This is a genomic window from Novipirellula rosea (assembly GCF_039541335.1).
Lineage (GTDB): Bacteria > Planctomycetota > Planctomycetia > Pirellulales > Pirellulaceae > Novipirellula > Novipirellula rosea.
In genome coordinates, this window is record NZ_BAABGA010000054.1 from 192,046 (window position 1) to 212,685 (window position 20,640).

Consider the following 20,640-nt stretch of genomic DNA (forward strand, 5'->3'; position numbering starts at 1 on the left):
TTTGCCGTTTGTCATGCGGAGGCATCTTAATGCCTGCAACATCTGTAGAAATTAACATTGGTGCCGACTCTGCGGTGATATTCGACTTGATCCACGACTATTCTTGTCGCCTTGAGTGGGACCCGTTTCTCTGCGAGGCAACTCTTTTGAACGGGGCGACAACGGCAGGCGTTGGCGTCGTTTCTCGGTGCGTTGCGCGCAATGCCGTCGGTGGGCTTGCTATGGATACCGAATACGTATCTTTTTTGCGCCCATCCGTCGCTGCTGTCTCAATGAAGCGCGGCCCCTTCTTCCTTCGCAAGTTCGCCGCGCCAATTCGCCAGAAGCAGATTGAAAACGCTGTGGTCCGTGTGACGTATCGCTACTACTTTGAGGCAAGACCCCGAGTTCTCACCTTCATCATCGAACCGATCGTTGACTTCGTTATTAGACGTGAAACCCGGAAACGGCTCACTGCTCTAAAATCCTATCTGGAGTAAGGGACGGACGATATGGTCTTTACGCAAGTTCGCGGCCGTCGTCGCTGGCGAAACGTTCGGTGGACAAGGTTCAATCGCTTCGGTTGGGTGTACCTCGGGTGCAAAGCCGCGAACGTTTTGGCTGTTTGGCGATGGCCTTGACGTCGTCGAACGGATGATGGAAATCGAAGAGGCGTTCAGTACTACCGTTCAATATCACCGTTGTCTCACAAATCACCGCTGTCTAACAAATCACCGTTGTCTAACAGAGATCACTCGATTGGAAAACCTCGATGACTGCAACTCCTGATGAGATCCAACATCGCCGCAACGCTGCAATCGATGCGATTCGCCGCGTCCATGGTACCGCTGCGGACGAAGATGGCGTGACGCTTTTCGTTTCGCACCACCTTGACGAGCTGGGCGACGAATTCTGGCTGAAACATTGCGGTGTTGCGCGGCCAGAACCGGCACAAGTTCTCGACATTCTTGTTTTGCAATCTCATTGGAGCGAGGAGGATGATGAGGGGATCGACACCTTTGACTTCACCTTGCCGGACGATGTAACCAACTATGTCATCAGTGTTGAATTCGATGACAGTGGAAACGTCTGTGGCGTGTCGATGGAGAGCTGATCGAATACTTGCAGCTCTTTGGGCGTCGCAATCTCCGAGAACGGTTTAGATATTTGGTCTTCAGGGGACGAGCCGGTTACCCAGGGCCGATTTTCACGGCGAGCCGCTTTGCGGATTCACGCGTGAGATGCATTCGGCTGAAGGCGAATTAAGACGAGCAATTATTGCGGCGTTGAGGTCGCATCAAGTCTAAGCCGTGAGTCTCAGGAACGCCCTGTTAGCGGAATCGCAGCAGTGCATTAAGTGATCGGACGATTCGGCCCGCCAGCGAGATCGGGGCGGCTTCGATGCGACTGATGACACTGGAACCCGCCCTGAAATGGATGGGATCGGGTAGTTTGACGGCTGCCCGAACCACGTACGAGGTTGCTGCCGGAGCTTGTTGACGTGTCGCGTTGACGTCGTCCCATCGTGGCGTGTTCAGTTCCGGCGTCCACTGCGATCGCGAGATGTCGGTGACGATTCCGGTGAACACTTCTGCCGGATCGGACAACAACGCAATTTTTACCTTCGAACCGAAGGCGATCCGTTGTACTTCGGATTGCGACATCACGATTTCGATGTCCCAGTCTTCGCCCTCGACAATCGACATTAGTTCGGTGCCAGATTGAAAATAGCCTTCGCTGTTTTCCGGGTCTGTCGGATAGCCTGACCAACTAACGAGCTGGAACACGTCGTCGTTACCATAGGACGTGGCGGCCGGTCGCCGCGAGCCCTCGATTAACTTCCCGCTGGCGGACGCACGAATGACCAACGCGTCACGGCGTTCACGACGTGTTTCCAGTTGTTCATTCAAATCCGCCAGTAGCGTTTCGGCCGCCGGCAGTTCATCGCCGGTTTCAGGAGATTGGTAGCGACGTTGACGAAGCGATTGCACCAGCTGGGCTTGAATTTGAACTCGTCCCAGTGCTTTGGCATATTCGTACTGCACATCGTGATTAACAAGCGTGGCGATCGTGTCGCCTTTGTGAATCGTGTCGCCGGGAAAAGCGTCCAGTCGCTCGAGGATACCGGGCGTCGAGATATAGACGGGAGTCTGTTTGCGAGGCGTGAATCGAGCTGTCGTGGATATCGAGGAAGGCATTGGCCACATCGCTGCCCCGATCAAAATCGAACAAACGCAGACAAAACGCAGCAAACGCGTCCACTGGACCTTGGTTCGTCGAGCGGGATTTTTTAAGAAACGCATCGGTATTTGAAAGAGACTATAGACCATGCCGGCGATCGCAAAAACGCACAGCATCCGTCCAAGCGATTCGAGTCCGTAAGGGCGAAGCATCAATGAGACAAACCACAGAATCAAAAGCGTGAGAGTCCAGCGATACACGGCGGCCAGCGATGCGTAGATCAGCATCCAAAACCGCCCGTACATCGTGAGTGTTTCGTACGGCATTTCGTCGACTCCCAACAGGATCCGGTTCAGATGAGCGAACAACAATCGCCGCGATCGCTCGGCTAAGTTAGGGGTGTCGCACAGATCCGAAAGGACATAGTAGCCATCGTAACGCAGCAAGGGGTTGGCGTTAAACAAGATGGTGCTGACACCACAGACAAGCATGACATTCATGGCAATCGAATGCACCATCCCATCGACGCTGAGGATCCAAACCCATGTCGCGATTGCTGCCAACACGATTTCGGTGATGATCCCCGCCAGTCCCACTGCGGCGCGCTCGAAGCGATTCGGAAGCATCCAGGAATCAGAGGTGTCGCAGTACAGTGCAGGGGTAAACACCAGCAGCATGGGGCCAATTTGATGGCACTCGCCGCCAAAGTGCTTGCAGACAAATGCATGTCCGAGTTCGTGTAGGATTTTGGTGCTGCCGATTACCGCCGCCAGAATCAGTAACGAATCGAGTCTCAACCAAACGCCGATTGTGGGAAACTCCGCTGCAAATGTGTCCCAGTGGGTAACGAAAGCAATGGCAGCAGAGAGGCAGAGAAACACCGCAATCACCACTGCCAGCGGACTCAGTAGTGGACGGACCCACGGGTAGGTGCGGCGGAGAAACGGTTCAGGATCGACGCCGGGAAAGCGAATGAACAGCAAGCTGCTTAGTTGTTGCAGCCATTTTTGTCGCTGTTCCTTGCGACCGCGCATTTCGAGAGGATGCCCCTGGTTGGCGGCATCTGAAACCGTCAATCCGCTTTGGTGCAATCGGAACAGCAGTTGATTCAGTTCACGGTGCGAAACTTTTTGCGGATGAAACTTCTGCTCATACTCACGACGTAGATCGTCAAGACTGCAGCGGCCATCAAGACGTTCCAAAACGAAATATTCGTCGGTTCGAAGCCGATGGTACGTCATCGATATCGGGTCTTTTACCACATACGCCGACTCGTTCTGGTGCAGCGTTTGAACCGCTATCAGATCCTTGCGAACGCGAACTCCGATCGCGTTACTCGATGAGCGGTTGATGGACGACATGAGCGGAAGGTGACGGTATCAGTAAAGGAGGCGGTTAGCGGAAATAGAACAGCACTTTGCGATTGACGAAGTCAAACACATCGCTGAACCAACTGCGAAGCAAAGAACGATGGCCACAATAAACACGTGCGGTGACATCCGCCCCGATACGGACATCCAACGGATCAAAAACGTCGGTGGCGGATTGGTGACCGTGTGATCGTTGGACACGGGCGGTTGTATCGATCACCGCTTGTTGTCGCTCGTCGATGCGTGCGGCGGTTGCGATGCGGTGCAGCGACGCGGCGTACGACCGGTCGGGCTGGGTGGCGACAACAAAGGTTACTGGGACCGACGGTGTTTGTTCGAACGATTCAAGCATCACGCCCGCGTCGCGATCCGGAATTTGCAGTTTCAGTTCCCAGGGGCCGGTTTCATCCACCACACTCAATAACAAATTGCCTCGCGATACCGGACGGCGAGCAAGCCGTTGTTCGAGTTGCCAACCGACCACCGTTCCTTGAATCGGGCTCTTCACGATCAAGTCGGCTTGTTGAGATTCTATGATTGCTTGTTGAGCCCGTAGATTGGCCAGTTCGGTTTCGAGTTGTTGCTGTTCCACGGCCATGCGGTCGGACGGGTTTTGTTGTGCATCCCCACTGAGCCGGACTGCTTTGATTGACGCTAGACGCTGTAGTGTGGTCTGGATTTGCCCTGCGATCGTTTCGCTGTTCCGCTGAAGCTCGGCGTTTTCAAGTTCCAACAGCGGCATCGCGGCCGTGACAGATTCGCCATCGACGACGTGCAGCGTTTTGACAACCCCATCGACGGCGGCAAAGACTTGGCGACGCTGCGTCGGTTCGAGTGAACCGGTGGCAATCACATAATGATCCACTTGGATCAGTACCGAAGCGATCGCAAGCATCAGCAGCGACGCGATCGCGGTCGCAATCCAGACCCATTGGCCTGAGCGTTTGATTCGGCCAATCGATTTCCAGAGCGTCAATGCGAAAATGCTCTCGTGCTGTATCGCATTGTGCAGTGCAACCGCGGAATCGCCGACGACCCTTTGCATCGTCGCCGTAATCTTGTCGGGACCCTCACCACTAAAATATTCGGCCAGCAAGACACCGACGATTTCGCCGCGGTTGGGAAACGGATCGCCGATCAGGTCGTCCGAAGAAACGTCGGCGGTTTGATCGTCCGCAATCCGCAGTGGTAACAGTGCCGCCGATGTGGTTCCGCACTGATCGAGATATTCGTCCAACGGGTCTTGAATTTGCGGAGGCAACATTTCCGAATCGGGAAGCATTACCGGACCTGGTAAAACGATCGCGTGTTGGACCAAGCGTTCGATGCTGCGAGTCGAGTTGCTACGTTTGTCGACGACCGCAACCCCACTGACCGCTTGAACCCGGAACTTCTTGCCGCGTCGGGTCAGCACGACGACTCGGTCACAACCGATCATGCGTCGTGTTTCGTTGGCGATCGCATACGCCGTGCGGTGGATCGATAGGCTGCGATGCAGTTGCAGCAGAGCGGCATGCTGCGAGAGCGTTTCGCCTCCGTCGCGTTGCGATGCCGCGAGGCTCGAGGTCGTGTTTGGCAATGCACCCGATTCGGCAGCCGAGCTTTTCGAGGGGGCGGTTGCCGCCGTGCCGAACGCAGTATCGGCAGCGGAACGTTGCCAAGTGTTGCCGTTCAGGTCGAACTGATCGACGGATTGAACGTAGGCATTGAGCCGGCGAAGGGTTTCAAGTTGTTCTGCAGCAGTGGGGCGATGACTAATTCGGTGGACCAGTAAGACTGCCAAGCGATGAGGGGCGGACATCAATTCGACTCGGAACCCTCGGACCGAGAGCGAGATGTCGGTTCCGCTGGAATCAGTGGAAGCGAAAGTTTCATCCGACGAAGATCCGCGAGGACCCAATGAATCGCGAGAGCCCGAAGAATCGAGTAACGCAACTTCACTGGCGGTCGGAGTCGCGGTCGCCAGCTGTAGATTCTGGCGAATCGACCCACGGTCGATGTGGCTTCCGAGTTTCTCGTCGGCGACCAGCATCATGGGATGTTCGTGGTCCAGAGCTACGATGGCGACGATCCCCACCGCAAATTCGCTTTGCAAGTGCTGAGCCAACTGGCGAATGAACTCGTTGCGATCGCTGCAGCGTTGGGCGATCGACGTCAGCAGCGACTTGGGATCGTGGCCGGCCAGACGTTCGCCGCGGTTCGCTGAGGGCCGATGGGATTTACGGGTGGAAGGAGCGTTCAACGCAGTGCCTAATCGCGGTGTCTGTTAACAATGCTTGACTTAGTCGTCACTCTTTGTCGCGTCGCAAAATCCGAGGCTAGTTCACAATCACAGCCCAGGCGGTCTGGCGGTCGTTAATTTCAGCAAAGTAGGTGAACTTAGGAACGATTGTTGAGGTCGCGCCGTATGTAGGTCCCTGTTGGATTGTACCGTTTGTAGGGTTTCGGGGGTCAAGAATCCGGTTCGCTCGATCGTCGCGTTGGGGGCGAAGCCGATCGAGATGAGCATTTCGATAGACCCCGGGGACAAATTGACCGTGGGCTTGGTCAATGACGGGGGATGACTTCTAATCGCTGCTGAATCTACCACACGCGTTTAGGAGCGATGGGCTAATGTTTTTTCTTGATGTGCTGTCTCGGTTTGCTCATGTTGGCACCGCCATCACGATGGTTGGCGGGACGATGTTTTTGTTGTTCGTATTGCTACCGTCGTCCAAAGAACTCGACGATCAGCCGCGGCAATCGCTCAGTACCGCGGTTTTGGGACGCTGGAAACGCTTTGTCCACATCGGAATTCTGCTGTTACTCGCCAGCGGAATCTACAACTACATGCGGGCGATTCCAGGTCACAAAGGCGACGGGCTTTACCACGGTATGGTGGGGACCAAGATGATCCTGGCCTTCGTGATCTTCTTTATCGCGTCGGTGTTGGTCGGGCGAAGTCCCAAATTCGAGGGCATGCGAAACAATCGAGCGAAATGGCTGAAAGTGGTGGTTGTGTTAGCCTGCGTCATTGTCGCGATCTCGGCATTTCTGAAGGTCCGTGGTCTGACCGGCTAGACTGCAAAAAATGGGGCGAGCGGCTAGCGTTGAGTTTTTCGACGGACAATCAGAGATATCGCGTCTCGCTGCATACTTCGCGATCCAATCAGCGTACAATCGGTGGAGCTTTTTAACGCTTGTTCTGCGGTGAATGCCCCCTTCCCTCCCTTAGAACCCGACCTTTCCTTCCAGCAATTTCAGGATCGATTCATGCAATTGATGTCGTTTCGGGCGAGTCTGCCCTTGGTGTTTTCAGCTGTCGTTGGCTTTTCAATTTCCCAGGCGGAGGATTGGTTGCAGTGGCGAGGTGTTGACCGCGCCAATCGCTCGTCCGAAACCGGTTTGTTCGATACGTGGGGCAAGCAAGGTCCGTCGCTACAGTGGATGGCCGAAGGTCTCGGTGACGGCTACGCCAGCGTTTCGGTAGCAGGAAATCGAATCTATACCACCGGTAATTTTGAGGATAGTCAATCGGCGGTTGCAATCGATGCCAACACAGGTGACATCCTTTGGAAGCAAGCGATCGCAACCGGGCCGCCTAAGCATGGGTACGAAGGAAGTCGGACGACTCCCACGATCGATGGCAACCGTTTGTATATGGTCAGCAGCGATGGACGCATCATTTGTCTCAATGCCAAGGACGGCTCGGAAGTTTGGAGTCGTGACTTCAAAGATTGGAACGGAAAGATGATGAGCGGTTGGGGATTTAGTGAATCGCCGCTTGTCGATGGTGATCGCGTGATTTGTACGCCGGGTGGCAAGGCGGGATTGATGGTCGCGTTGAACAAGAACAATGGCGACGAGATCTGGACATGTACGCTAGCGGCGGACCAGCGAGATACCGGAGGAAAAGAGGTCAAGGACGGCGCTGGGTATTCATCACCTGTCATCTCTAATGGTGGCGGCGTGAAGCAGTACATCCAATTAGTCGGCCGCGGTTTGATCGGTGTCCGGGCGAGTGATGGGGAACTGTTGTGGCAATACAATCGCGTGGCTAACACCACCGCCAATATTCCCACCGCAATTGTCGATGGCGACTACGTGTTTACCAGTACGGGCTATGGCACCGGTTCGGCGCTACTGAAACTGACGTCGGATGGGCGTGGTGGCGTTGAAGCAAACGAACAATATTGGCTTGATGGACGTGAGCTCCAGAATAAACATGGTGGCATGACGCTGGTTGATGGCTACATCTATTGCGGCCATGGTAACGGCAACGGGATGCCGATCTGTGTGGAAATGGCCAGCGGCGAAATTGCGTGGGGGCCTGAACGGGCCGAAGGCAAAGGGGAAACCAGTTTGATCTATGCCGATGGGCATATTCTTTATCGCCGCGAAGACGGCACGATCCTCTTGACGAAAGCAACGCCGAAAAAGTTTGATGTTGTCAGCATCATCCAGCCCGAGTTCCAGCAGGGCAAGAGTTGGGCGCATCCGGTGATCGCCGATGGCAAGTTGTACCTGCGCGAGCAGGGCAAATTGATGTGTTACAAGTTGAAGTAACTGGCTGCTTCGTAGCACAGGCTGCCAGCCTGTTGGCAAACGTAACGCGCAGGCTGCCAGCCTGCTTTGAAAACATGCGAACGGCTTCCACTTCAGCCGACGGGGGCACGGCCACCCCGACGGCTCACGTTGTCAATCGAGCGAACGCGTTTGCACCGTTCGCTAATCCGAAACTTTCGTGTTAAGTGTCCAGTGAAATCGATCGACATTTTGTTGATTTATCAAAACTTCACGCTGATCTTCTCTCACGCCGCTCGCGAGATTAGCCGCCATAAAGCATGGCTTTAGGGGCCGGATGCATCCTTGGGATTGGCCCCACTTTGCGGCGGATGAGATCCCCCGTTCCCTGCTGGAACGGATCCGACTTCGTGAAATCGGCACAAATCGTTTTGCGATTAGGAATCGCGTTTCTTTAACGCGTAGCTATTGGGCAGGAATGTCCAAAAACGACTCCAATTCGCTCTGCCGATCGGCTCAAAAAGTGCGATAGAAGATAGCCGGGCTCGCTTGCCTACACGCAAAAGATGCAACCAAGTGAGATTCGGATAGCCGACGAGGTGAATGCCGACGCCCCTCTTGGAACGCCCTTGATTGCGAGTACGGCATTTGTGTATGGTGAGGATCTAGTCTGACGGTTCAGGCGTTTCACGAAGGAAACCGAACGCGTCTTTTGCTCTTATCTCGATCTATTCTGTTCATCCGGAACGGTTGGTTCACTCAATCTTGTGACGAATGACTTGTGACGAAAGATGACACGCGGAGGTTGGTAAGCACCGTTTTTAGTTTGTAACGCTTACCAGCACGCAAGTCATTTTTACAATCGATTCGTTGTTGGAATGGCTACCGGTCTAATGTTTGATCTTAATTTTCTCTCGTCCTAATATCTGTCGTTTCCGAAACCGAAGCTGTTAAAAGAATGGAGGGTTCATGTACGGGACTCTGCTGGTTAGTGGCGGTGCACTTGCGTTGTCAGCGGTTGGAATTGCTGAGTCGCTATGGCATCAACGTAATCTCTCGAAAATTCCCATTAGGATCCACGTTAATGGGACTCGGGGTAAATCAAGTGTAACGCGATTGATTGCCGCAGGATTGCGCGCAGGCGGTATACGTACGTGTGCGAAGACCACTGGTACGGTTCCCCGCATGATTTTTCCCGATGGCAGCGAAGCGTCGGTGTTCCGACCGTCGCGAGCGAACATCATGGAACAGCGGCGCGTGGTTCACGCGGCTGTTCAATTGCAAGCCGAAGCGCTTGTGATTGAGTGCATGGCGCTTCAACCTCAGCTTCAATCGATTTGCGAACTGAAATTGGTCAAGTCCACGCACGGAGTAATCACCAATGCTCGCGCCGATCATTTGGACGTTATGGGGCCGGATGTGGTCGGTGTTGCCAAAGCGTTGTGCGGCACGGTTCCTGTGGGCGGAAAAATTTATACGGCCGAGCAGCGTCCGGAAACATTGCAAGTCATTGCGGACGCGGCGAAGGATCGTAAATCCGAGGTAGTTTCGATTCTCGACGATGCCGTTCGCGAAGTGACTTGGGAAGAACTTGCCGGTTTTTCCCACATCGAGCATCCCGACAACTTGGCGTTGGCACTGCAGATTTGCCGCGACCTGGGGGTTCCACGGCACGTGGCACTGCAAGGCATGTGGGCGGCCGATGCCGATCCTGGAGTGATGCGATTGTTCCGAGTCGCCGAACAAAACCAAGAAATGGTTTTTGTGAACGCCTTTGCTGCAAACGATCCCGAGTCGACCGGGCATAGCTGGAACACGCTCGTCCAGCGTTACGAAGGGGTTGAGCGACGTATCGCGTTGTTTAATTGTCGCGAAGACCGCGTGGACCGCTCATTGCAATTGGCCGAAGCGTGTATGCGATGGCATCCGGCGGATCACTATGTGTTATCAGGCACGGGGACCGAGGTTTTCGCACGCCGTGTTATCCAGAGCGGTTTGTCGCGAGACCGATTGACGTGCGCCGAGTCACAACCGGCGATGCAGGTGGTGAATTTGCTTCGCGGCCAGTCGGGACGTTCATCCATGGTGATGGGGATGGGGAACATCGCGGGGCCCGGGATGGATTTATTGGATTACTTTCGCAAGGCGGATCAAATGCAACGCCTTCAGTTTGCAGATCACATTCCCGTAGGAGCGGCTTAATGAGTTTAATGGATGTAGACATCACGTTGCTTGCCATTGCGATCGGTTTGTTGATCAGTTTGGTCGTGACGGAGTTATTGGGTCTGAGTGTGGGCGGGATGATTGTGCCTGGCTACATCGCTTTGTCGTTACATCAACCCGTGGCGGTGGTGTTGACGATCATTGCTGCGATGATCACATGGGGTCTTGTGCGACTGGTGTCGCGCTGGGCAATCCTATTTGGTCGTCGGCGCGTGGTGTTGACCGTGATGATCGGGTTTGCTGTGGGGATGGGAATTCGCTTGATCGCCAACGCTCTATCGGTCGCCATGGTTGCTGGCGCAGCGAACGAGGTCGTCAGTCCGATCGTGATGATTGGATTCATCATTCCTGGATTAATCGCACTGTGGTTTGAACGCCAAGGCTTCATTGAAACCTTGTCGCCGATGATGTCCTCGGCGGTTTTAGTGCGTTTGACATTGATTCTTGTTGGCGTGGAGGTCATTGGATGAGCGATATCAGTAACAGCGTGGAAACGGGGAAGACACCCTTTCAAGTCATGTATTGGCGGCCCAAACGTCTGTCGCGTGCGGGGTTGTGGGCCGGCATGATCCTGTCGCTCTCGGGCATGGCGGTCGTGCATTTTTGGCCTGCGAAAGTTTCTCCCGAAGATCAGGAACAATTGCTCGCAGCGGCGACAAAAGCCGAGTCTGCAATGCGAGTGATCGCCGACGCACACCAACAGCAAGGTCATCGGTTGGTCGCCAAGTTGGATCCTCAAGGCTCACGCTTGATCGGTCCTTCAATGTCGCTTGTCACCAGTAAGTTAGGCTCGCTGGAATCAAAACAGACGTCAATCAATCCGAATTTCGCCGCCGTGGTGGTGAAATGGTTTGAAGAGGCGGGAGTAAAACCGGGCGATCGGGTGGCGATCGGCGCTAGCGGTTCCTGGCCGGCGTTGAATATCGCGGTTTACGCGGCCGCCGAGACGTTACAGTTAAAGCCGACCATCATTTTGTCAGCGGCATCGAGCCAGTATGGTGCGAATCGGCCTGAAATGATGTGGGTCGACATGGAAAAATATATGCATGATGCCGACTTAATCTCATTTCGTGCGAAAGCGGGAACCTTTGGCGGACTGTACGATCGTGCCTCGGGTATGCCCGAGCAAACGCGTCAATTGCTTACCGACGCAATGAAACGTAACGGCATTCCGATGCTTGCATCCACTGGGTTGCGAGATTTGATTGATGAGCGGATGGCGTTGTACGAGTCGGAAATCCAATCGGATTCGTATGCGGCGTATGTCAATGTCGGGGGCGGATCGGCGTCGATCGGTGGCAGCGAAGGCAACGAGCGTTTTGCACCCGGCGTGCATACCCAGATCCCTGGCGATCAACCGTTACCCAATTGCATTGCCACGCGGATGTTGGCGAAGAACGTGCCCGTGATCAATGTGGTCGATGCCAAATCGATAGCAGATCAGTACGCGATGCCAATCGCTCCGGCGGTACATCCGTCGGTGGGACAAGGCGACGTGTTTGGTAAGAACGTCTACCGTCGTTCGTTAGCAGGCGTCGTCATGGGGCTGACTTGGTTGATGATGGCCATTACCGTCGCACCCGGAATCGTGCTTCATCCAATGCGATCGTGGCGGACTTGGCGAAAACCTGCGGATGATTCGCCCGAGACGTCTTCGATGCCAAAGCACGTTGAGTTGATGATCTGATTGACGCAGCGAATCTTTACTCGAGTGTGGCGACGCGGCGCCCGACGGGGTGCCGCGAGTAAGTCACTGGGGAATTTGCGAGCCCCGTCCGCTTGTGGGCGAGCTGAGGTCTTAGATGTTTTTGATCATGACGATTTCGTTTCCAGATTCATTGAACCGAACTTCGTCCATAAACGATCGGATCAACACCAGCCCGCGTCCCTCTTCGGCATCAAGCACATCGTTGGTTTTGGTGTCTGAAAACGTTTCGGTATCAAACCCTTTCCCCTCATCGCTGACGATAAAGGCGAGTTGTTCACGGCCGAGATGGGCGCGAAAGATCACGCGGCGATCCCCATAGGGCGACTCCGAACGTCTTTTTTCAATCAGCGTCAACTCTTCTGCGACGTGCAATTCTTCGTCATTGAGTTGCTCTTGGTGGCTAATTTCAAGATTGCCTCGGATCATCGCATTCAATAATGCCTGTTCAATCGCCATGCCGATGCGAGCTCGAGTGACTTCGTCACACAGATGGATGCCACCGACCATTTGCTGCATCAAATTGACCAGCGACGGAACCAAATCTGGGTTGTTCTCGAGTGTGAATTGAAACTGGTTGTAATCGAGGCGAGCAATCAAATGCTGGTAGCTCATTTGAGTCTCCAGCAATCCGAGAACGTGCTCGATCGATCCCAACAACTCTTCGTCGACCACCGATTTGGGTAGATATGCCGCGGCGCCTTCGAGTAATGCTTGGGCCGCAAGTTCTTCGCTGCCTTGGCCTGTAATCAAAATCACCGGTACCGAAGCATGTTGGACGCGAATGGCTTGAACGAGTTCGAGCCCATTCATATTTGGCATTTGCATATCGGTGACAACGATGTCGGGAAGTTGCTCGCTCATCATCGCCAGCGCCTGGGCTCCATCGGTGGCGACAAGTACTTCATGCGAATCTTCTTCGAGAAGCGCACGCAGCATAATGACTTGAGTAGGGCTGTCTTCTGCTAATAGAACACGCGACATCGTGCTTTCCAAAAAAAAGGGCTTTGTCGAGGTGTTTGACTTACCGCGGCGGCATTCAAAATTGTAAGGCCAGCGAACTAGACAAGATAGATAGCAATGGGAAAACCTCGCTGCATCCAACTTAATTAGCCGCGTTACTGAGAAACGCGTTGGTTTCGCCAAGCGTCCCACGGAGCAATTGGTGCAGGCGTTCCTGATCGACACCTACGTTTTCAAACTGATTGCTTTTAGCCGCCTTTTCGATTTCCAAAGTACACTCGGACAATTGGGTGGCGCCAATCGCCATCGAAGCCCCTTTGAGTGTATGCGTCGAGCTCTTTAGCAAGTCAGGGTCGCGATCGTTAATGGCTTTGTCAATTTGCTCGATCAAGGTCTCGCTTTCTTCTGCAAATGCTTTGAACAATTCGGCAATGAGTGACGGGTTGTTTCCAATCGTGTTGTAAAGTTTGTCCCAATCAATCCAAGCGGCGGATTCCGTCGATTGCATCTCGCTGTGACACTCCGCCGCGTTCGGCGGATCGGGGGCGTCATGAAAGGATTCTCTCGAATCGGTCGACCCGGTGGCGGTTTCGTCGCATGCCTGATTTGCTTGATCGGCAGGCTCGTGATTCGTCACGACGGTTTCGGCGGGCGGAAGCTGAAAATCGGTCCGGTTTAGAACGAGCGAAAGTTTCTCGAAAAGATTGGTGATGCGAATTGGTTTGGGGACATACTCATCCATTCCTGCTTCGAGACAGCCTTCGCGGTCTCCCTTCATCGCATGGGCCGTCATCGCAATGATGGGGACATGCTTTCCGGTTCCCTGTTCCGCTTCGCGGATTTTTCGTGCGGCGGTCAAGCCATCCATCTCCGGCATCTGAACATCCATTAGAACGACGTCAAATGCCGTTTTGCTGACTGCATCGACCGCCTGTTGTCCGTCGCCGACCACGGTGACTTTGTGGTCATATTTCGTGAGCACGCCGACGGCTAATTTTTGGTTCACGATATTGTCTTCGGCGAGCAAGATGTTGAGCGGACGAATGTCAAAATCTTCGCTCCGGTGTTGTTCGTGATGGTCTTCGGTAACGTTGACGCCGAGGGCACGGACGACCGAATCGAACAATTCGGATTGTTTGACAGGTTTCATCAAACGGTCGGTAACTCGGTATTCGCTACGACGTTGTTTGTCGCCGATCCGGCCTCCGGAGGTCAGCATGATGATCGGCATGTCATCAATACCCTGTTCATTTCGGACGCGTTTGGCGAATTCAAACCCATCTTGCTCGGGCATGTTGACGTCGGCGATCGTCAAGCCAAACGGGGCCTCGGTATCGATCGCCGCTTTGATTTCGGTGATTGCTTCTTCAGTGCCGCAGGCCAACGTGGGATGCATGCCCCAATTGGTCAGCATTTCGTGCAAGATCAAACGATTCGTTTCGTTGTCATCGACGACAAGCACACGCGTGCCTCCAACCACGACCATGCCTCGTTGGTTGGTCGATTGCACGTCTTCGTCGGCGATTTGCAGGCGGACGGTAAAGAAAAATCGGCTGCCGATTCCGACTTCGCTTTCGACCCAAATCGAGCCTCCCATCATGGCGACAAGTTTCGAGGAAATCGCAAGCCCCAGGCCGGTGCCGCCATAACGCCGCGTGGTCGACGTATCGGCTTGTTCGAATTCATTGAACACGCTTTTGCATTTATTGGTGGGGATACCAATTCCGGTATCACGCACACAGACACACAATTCGATTTCGTCGTCGGTTTGTGATTTCAGTTCCACGTCCACGACGACCTCGCCCGTTTCGGTGAACTTGATTGAATTGCCGACCAAGTTGATCAGCACTTGGCGAATGCGTCCGGCGTCACCGACGACATAGGCCGGGATTTCGGGAGCCACACGAAACGCGAGTTCAAGTCCTTTGGAATGAGCTCGCACCGCCAACGTTTTCATGGTGTCGCCGAGCGTTTCACGCAGATCAAAAGGCATGCTGTCGATATCGAGCATGCCGGCTTCGATCTTGGAAAAGTCGAGCACATCGTTGATGATCGAAAGCAACGAATCGCCCGATTCACTGACCATTTTCAAGTAGCCGCGTTGAGTTGCATCCAGTTTGGTGTCGAGCAGCAACTCGGTCATGCCGATGATCGCGTTCATGGGGGTGCGAATTTCATGGCTCATATTGGCCAGGAAGTCGCTTTTGGCACGATTGGCCGCGTCGGCGGTTTCCATCGCGGTTCGCAATTCTTCGGAAGCAATTTTTCGCGCCGTGATGTCTCGCCCGATTCCCACGATACCGGCCACGTTGCCATGTTCGTCACGCAGGGGAACCTTGGTTGTCAACAACCACCGTTTGTTACCCTGGGCGTCTTGCGAAGACTCTTCCTGATCAATCAGCGGAGTGCCCGAGCGGACAACGTTTTGATCATCGGTGACGTAGTTGCATGCCAATTCGGGTGGCAGGAAATCGTAATCTGTTTTGCCGACGACCTCTTCAACACTGTTTAGGTTCAACAGTTTCACGAGCGCTGTGTTGCCGGTGACAAATCGTCCGAAACGGTCTTTGACGTAGATCAAATCGGGAATGTTGTTGGTGATCGTTTTCAATAGATCACGCTCGCGAGCCAATTCGAGTTCGGCTCGCATTTGTTTGGTCACATCTCGCGATATCCCAAACGTACCGATGATTTCTCCATTCGGGTCACGCAGCGGCAGTTTGGTGGTCGAGCACCATGTGTCTTCACGATCGGGCCAAGTTTCTCGTTCGACTTTGGCGACCATCGCCTCGCCCGTCTTCATAATATGTCGTTCATCCGCCAGGGCGTTGCGGGCATGTTCGATCCCGAAAAACTCGGCGTCCGATTTTCCAATCGCTTCCGCAGGATCGGCGAGTTGGAACAATTTTGCATGAGCGCGACTGATGCGAATAAAACGGCTTTGTTTGTCTTTGAAGTAGATCGCATCAGGAACGTTTTCGAGCATCGTGTCCATCAGGAAACGCGTTTGCTGAAGTTCAAGCTCTGTCGCTTTTTGGCTGCTGACGTCCCAGAAGATCACCTGGATACCGATCACCGCTCCTTTGGAGTTGATGGTGGGCAATTTGAGGACTTCGACGTAAACGGTTGTTCCATCAGCGGTGCGATTCTCTTCGACTAAGTGTTCAGGTTTGCCACTCCTCATCACCGCTTGGTCGTTCTCGACATACGACTTGGCAAGTTCGGCCGGGTAGAGATCGAAATCGGTTTTTCCGACGATCTCTTCTGGCGTCTTGCCGACGGATCTGCAGAAGTTTTCATTGGCATATTGAATCCGTCCCTTTTTGTCCTTACGCGTGACGTTTAGTTGCACATGCTCGCGTAGGGTCTGGTGTTTGCTGAAGGATTCGAGTGCGGTGGGAAGCGAGAAATCTTTGGGAGAAATGGTTTGAGCGATGGCGTCGATTCGGATCGGATGACCCTCGGCATTTTTCGCCACGGTCAATTGCTCATCGAGCCAGGTGATCTTGCCGACCGAATCGATGACACGGTATTTGTGACGAATCATGCCCTCTTCGAGCACGTTCACTAAATTGCGGCGGACTTCGATTCGATCTTCGGTGAAAATGGCGCGTTGACGCAGTTCGATCGGCTTGGACGGCTGAAGCGAAACATTGAAAACTTTTTCAGCAGCCCGGTTCAGGTACAGCAGTAAGTTGCCATCGATGGTCGAGGACCACACCACGTCCGACACCCGGTCCATGATCGCTCGCGTCGCAGGATCGAACGGCTCTAATGATGTCGCGGACCGGGGTGCGTGGTCATTCATGTTGCAGCCTACTGGGGAATGAGGAGGCCCTCATTTTAGCTGCTTCGAATGCGTGCCGCAGCTTAAGAAGCGGGAAATGAGACTAAGAACTCAATTCCATGGCTTTCGCGTTCGGCTCTGCGGATCTTAGCGGCTGCGAACCAATCGGTTGGGATCGATGGCGAGTCGCTGGATCGTTTCAGCCGCCTCGCTAAGAAAACGGTCCGCATCCACGGGATATCCCGCCGTCGGACGCAGCGTTTGCCCATCGGGCGAGTGTTTTTGGAAGTAGGAATTGAAGGCATTCATATATATTTCTCGCAGGTATTTGGCATGGATCGACGACATGGCTACCGGCGGAAATGAGTCCCCTTTGACCGTGAAGCGAATCTGCATCGTGCGGCCGTCGGCAACCAGTTCATAAATGCTCTCGCGGCGTGATTCCTGTACGATTCGTAGCGATGCGTCGGGCCAATTGTGCTGCAAAACCGCCCCGTAGAATTGCCGTCCTCCGTGCCGATCGCAATACACAAGGACCCTCGATTGGGCGTCGCTGGATGCGGCATCACCCAATTCATCTTGCTGCTGGTCGATGACATCGGCGATCAAACGCAGGCTGGTGTCTGACAGTAAATCCGATTTGTTGAATCCGCGAGCGATGGTTTGATTGAACTTTTCAGCCGTGACAATACGAGTGGCGACTTGGGTCAACGATGCCCCATTTTTTTGCCAATGATCAATGACATCCTGAGCGTCGGTCCGAGAAACGAATTGCTGTGATTTCAGATTCTGCAGCCAAGCGGGATGTTTCAGCGCAGACTCGTTGCGTGTTGCAATCTTTTTTAACCACGGCTTCAGCTTTAGTTCGCCGTCGCCGCACCATGCTTTGCAGACACTGACGACCGCGTGCAAGACCGCCAAGGGATCATGGCCGCGTGACTGAAACAGTTTTTTCGAATCATCGACGACAAGTTTTAGGTCTCGCCAGCGGAAGGGGGCTGACAACGGAGCAAAAAGGGCGGCGATCGCAGCGTCTGTCGACGCGAGTGAACGATCGGTATCGATCACGCCATCGGGCAATTGCCATGCAGTGGCCGCCACGACGAGCGGGCCGAGTTTTGGACCGTATCCTGCCTCGTCAACCGCGATCAGCAACATGAGAAAAATCAGGGAGCAAGAGGATACGTGGATTGCATCGATCGAACGCCGTTAGGGGTGCCGATTGGGTCACCGATAATTCGATCACGAACCGAAAGTGTGCCGCGTCCCTCCCGATCGCTCAAGATGGCCAATGTTTTGATCAGGGATGGCGAGTGATCTGATTCGTAGTAGAGGGGCGGAGATCGACCCGAGATTCAGGAACGGGAAGCTCCAACCAATCGGTGATCAGCAATCGCTGCACGATCGGTTCCTCGAGGTGTTTGCCGATAATTTCCATAATGCGATCCCGCAGCTCGCTTTGTTCGGGGTCTCGCAGCCAAGTGGTGTCGACTTGACGCAATAGATGTTCGGCTTCTTCGTGGATTTCCATGGTCTGTTGCGAAAGCAGCTCTCGGCCGACTTGGCGACGCGTGGGATCGAGGACCGCATGCAGCTGAAACTGATAGACTTTGGAGGGATCGGTGACGTTTTGAAAACGGTATCGCCCCATATCGAACGTGTTCGATTCGATGTTTTGCAACCGCGCGACTCGGCTACGGACATAGCCGATCACTGCCGCATGGACGACAACAATGGCTAGGATCAACGCTGCGGCCCAGTATCGACGAAAGAAGCTCACGGCTTAGTTCTCTTGCACTTTTGGATGGACGGAAAAGATGTACCCCGTTTTGCCCTTGCCGGTATCGCGATCGCGTGTGATCTTGGCTTCGGTGGGCTCTTAACGGTTATGACGATCGCGCGGTTGGTTCGGCGTTTTGAGCTCTGAGGCCCGCGGAATCATCACTCGATCATTAAAACGATAGGTTAGAAATAGTGCCTCCAACGCAATTGCGAAAAAAATGACCGCGTCTCCCCACCCATCCCCCGATGCCGCAATCAAGCCCGTCACCGTGCTTGTGTGCGCCAGCCCCAAGGCGGGACGAGGGCAAGGACGCGAGGAAATTCCTAAGCTGGTGGCAAGCTTGGCTCTGCACGGAATCAACGCAGTCACGACCGATTCGATCCAGGTAATTCGCGAGCACATCGACCGCTTTCAGTCGGCCGCCGATCATTCGCTGATCCTGGTCGCGTGCGGGGGGGATGGTACGATCAGTTTGTTAGCTGATTTGGCCACGCCCGAGATTCCAATCGTGCCAATGCCGATGGGCACCGAGAATTTGTTGTCTCGGCATTTTGGTTTTACCGCGAACGCGGATGACGTTGTCCGAACGATTCTGCAGGGACACGATTATCGCATCGACGCTGGCTTGGCTAATGGGCGGTTGTTCCTGGTGATGGCATCGTGTGGCTTTGATGCGGAGGTTGTCCGAGATGTCCATTTGCGAAGACGAGGACATATTCAGCGGCTGAGTTACCTGCGTCCCATCCTTCGCGCGATGTCGCGTTACCGATTTCCCCAAATTGATTTGCGAATCGAACGCGACGAGCATGACTCTGAAGAGTCGCAAGCTGCTGCGAAACGCGATTCGTCACAGGTTGCGGCTCCACCGGTTGGGGCGTCTTGCAGCGAGTCATCCTGGCAACCGTGTTGGGCAATGGTTTTCAACATTCCTTGTTATGGTGGCGGGCTTCGTATCGAACCGGATGCCATCGAAAATGATTGCCTGCTCGACGTGATTACCTTTTGTCAGGGGACGATTCTGAGCGGATTTCGCTATGTCGCGGGAATTTTCACAGGACGACATCTCGGTTTCGCGGATGTCAAACGTGAACGAGCCAGTCGCGTCTTCATGACGTCGAAAACCCGAGTGGCGTACCAGTTGGATGGGGACTATGTCGGTCGTTTGCCTCTGGAAATCAGCACGCTACCGGGACGTGTTTGTTTACGGATGCCTGTGACCGCCGATTTTTCGGGGCGATTGTCGAAACCTGCTTGATTGCCGATGATAAAGGAATGAGCAACACATCCCCAAGCAACCAAGTCCCAAGCAACCAAGTCGCCACCGTTTCGGTCGGCCCCTACCCGTGCGGTCCAAACCAGCCGCTGCTGTTGATCGCGGGCCCCTGCGTCCTGCAGTCCAAGGAGCTCGCTTTTGAGATCGCGGATGAATTAGCGGCGATCAATCAACGCCCCGACGTCAACGTGGTCTTCAAGGCCTCGTTTGACAAGGCGAATCGGACCAGCGTTAATGCAAAACGCGGGCCGGGGATCGACGAAGGGCTGCGGATGCTCGAACAAGTCCATCAGCATTGCGGGTTGCCCGTCACCACGGATGTCCATTTGCCGGAGCAAGTCGACGCAGTGGCCGAGGTGTGTTCGCTACTGCAAATCCCCGCTTTTCTTGCTCGACAAACCGATCTTGTTGTCGCGGCGGCCAAAACCGGACGCCCGCTGAACGTGAAAAAGGGCCAGTTTATGGCTCCCGAAGACATGCGATATGTCGTCGAAAAGGTTCACGCCAGCGGTGATGGGGGCGTGATGTTGTGCGAACGGGGCACCTTTTTTGGCTACGGACGGCTGGTCAATGATATGCAGTCGCTGCCGATCATGCGGTCACTCGGCGTGCCGGTGGTTTTTGATGCCACGCACAGCGTCCAGCGTCCTGGTGGTCTGGGGGGAGCGACGGGGGGAAATCGAGAAATGGTCGAACCTTTGGCACGGGCTGCCGTAGCAATCGGTATCGACGCTGTCTTTTTTGAAACGCATCCTGACCCTGAGACTTCTCCCAGTGACGGGCCCAACATGATTCCATTGGACGCTTTTGGACCGATGATGGATCGTTTGCTCAGGCTCCGCGCGGCCTGTGCTGAAATCTCGGCCTAAAGCA

15 protein-coding genes are annotated in these 20,640 nt (G+C 54.3%); 9 read left to right on the forward strand and 6 right to left on the reverse strand.

Going from position 1 to position 20,640, the window contains the following annotated elements; all coding sequences use genetic code 11:
• Positions 1-29 precede the first annotated feature (29 nt).
• Together ABD971_RS21775 and ABD971_RS21780 are read left to right on the forward strand one after the other, a co-directional pair.
• A complete protein-coding gene (locus ABD971_RS21775) occupies positions 30-479 on the forward strand; it encodes an SRPBCC family protein (protein ID WP_345325521.1) in 450 nt (149 codons plus the stop codon).
• Between the two features lie 272 nt (positions 480-751).
• Entirely contained in the window at positions 752-1,093 is a 342-nt protein-coding gene (locus tag ABD971_RS21780) for a DUF2004 domain-containing protein (protein WP_345325523.1), read from the forward strand.
• 217 nt (positions 1,094-1,310) lie between these two features.
• Here the strand turns inward: ABD971_RS21780 and ABD971_RS21785 are convergent, their stop codons facing one another.
• Together ABD971_RS21785 and ABD971_RS21790 are read right to left on the reverse strand one after the other, a co-directional pair.
• The gene (locus ABD971_RS21785; protein ID WP_345325525.1) at positions 1,311-3,521 is read right to left on the reverse strand and encodes a peptidase M50; all 2,211 of its coding nucleotides are present in this window, start codon (positions 3,519-3,521) and stop codon (positions 1,311-1,313) included.
• A gap of 34 nt (positions 3,522-3,555) precedes the next feature.
• The gene (locus ABD971_RS21790) at positions 3,556-5,772 is read right to left on the reverse strand and encodes a GAF domain-containing protein (RefSeq protein ID WP_345325527.1); all 2,217 of its coding nucleotides are present in this window, start codon (positions 5,770-5,772) and stop codon (positions 3,556-3,558) included.
• 371 nt (positions 5,773-6,143) lie between these two features.
• On the opposite strand from ABD971_RS21790, the gene ABD971_RS21795 reads away from it, so the two are divergent.
• The 5 genes from ABD971_RS21795 (at position 6,144) to pgsW (ending at position 11,943) form a co-directional block, all read left to right on the forward strand.
• On the forward strand, positions 6,144-6,590 hold the full coding sequence (locus ABD971_RS21795; protein ID WP_339937815.1) for a hypothetical protein: 447 nt from the start codon (positions 6,144-6,146) through the stop codon (positions 6,588-6,590).
• Between the two features lie 192 nt (positions 6,591-6,782).
• Positions 6,783-8,075, forward strand: a complete 1,293-nt coding sequence (locus ABD971_RS21800) for a PQQ-binding-like beta-propeller repeat protein (RefSeq protein WP_345325530.1) — start codon at positions 6,783-6,785, stop codon at positions 8,073-8,075.
• A gap of 927 nt (positions 8,076-9,002) precedes the next feature.
• Positions 9,003-10,235, forward strand: a complete 1,233-nt coding sequence (gene pgsB, locus ABD971_RS21805) for a poly-gamma-glutamate synthase PgsB (protein WP_339937811.1) — start codon at positions 9,003-9,005, stop codon at positions 10,233-10,235.
• Positions 10,235-10,726, forward strand: a complete 492-nt coding sequence (pgsC, locus tag ABD971_RS21810) for a poly-gamma-glutamate biosynthesis protein PgsC (RefSeq protein WP_345325532.1) — start codon at positions 10,235-10,237, stop codon at positions 10,724-10,726. The genes pgsB and pgsC overlap by 1 nt, the downstream gene beginning before the upstream one ends.
• Positions 10,723-11,943, forward strand: coding sequence for a poly-gamma-glutamate system protein (gene pgsW, locus ABD971_RS21815; RefSeq protein WP_345325534.1), 1,221 nt, complete (start codon positions 10,723-10,725; stop codon positions 11,941-11,943). Before pgsC ends, pgsW begins: the two co-directional genes overlap by 4 nt.
• Before the next feature lie 111 nt (positions 11,944-12,054).
• Here the strand turns inward: pgsW and ABD971_RS21820 are convergent, their stop codons facing one another.
• The 4 genes from ABD971_RS21820 to ABD971_RS21835 all read right to left on the reverse strand — a co-directional run bounded on the left by ABD971_RS21820 (position 12,055) and on the right by ABD971_RS21835 (position 18,491).
• Complete coding sequence (locus tag ABD971_RS21820) at positions 12,055-12,945, reverse strand: response regulator (protein WP_345325536.1); 891 nt, start codon at positions 12,943-12,945, stop codon at positions 12,055-12,057.
• A gap of 121 nt (positions 12,946-13,066) precedes the next feature.
• Entirely contained in the window at positions 13,067-16,732 is a 3,666-nt protein-coding gene (locus tag ABD971_RS21825) for a PAS domain-containing hybrid sensor histidine kinase/response regulator (RefSeq protein ID WP_345325538.1), read from the reverse strand.
• A 126-nt stretch (positions 16,733-16,858) separates the two neighbouring features.
• On the reverse strand, positions 16,859-17,869 hold the full coding sequence (locus ABD971_RS21830; protein ID WP_345325540.1) for a hypothetical protein: 1,011 nt from the start codon (positions 17,867-17,869) through the stop codon (positions 16,859-16,861).
• A gap of 142 nt (positions 17,870-18,011) precedes the next feature.
• On the reverse strand, positions 18,012-18,491 hold the full coding sequence (locus ABD971_RS21835) for a hypothetical protein (RefSeq protein WP_345325542.1): 480 nt from the start codon (positions 18,489-18,491) through the stop codon (positions 18,012-18,014).
• Positions 18,492-18,711: 220 nt separating this feature from the next.
• Here ABD971_RS21835 and ABD971_RS21840 point away from each other — a divergent pair, with 220 nt between their 5' ends.
• On the forward strand, positions 18,712-19,749 hold the full coding sequence (locus ABD971_RS21840) for a diacylglycerol/lipid kinase family protein (RefSeq protein ID WP_345325544.1): 1,038 nt from the start codon (positions 18,712-18,714) through the stop codon (positions 19,747-19,749).
• Between the two features lie 17 nt (positions 19,750-19,766).
• Entirely contained in the window at positions 19,767-20,636 is an 870-nt protein-coding gene (kdsA, locus tag ABD971_RS21845) for a 3-deoxy-8-phosphooctulonate synthase (protein ID WP_345325546.1), read from the forward strand.
• Positions 20,637-20,640 lie beyond the last annotated feature (4 nt).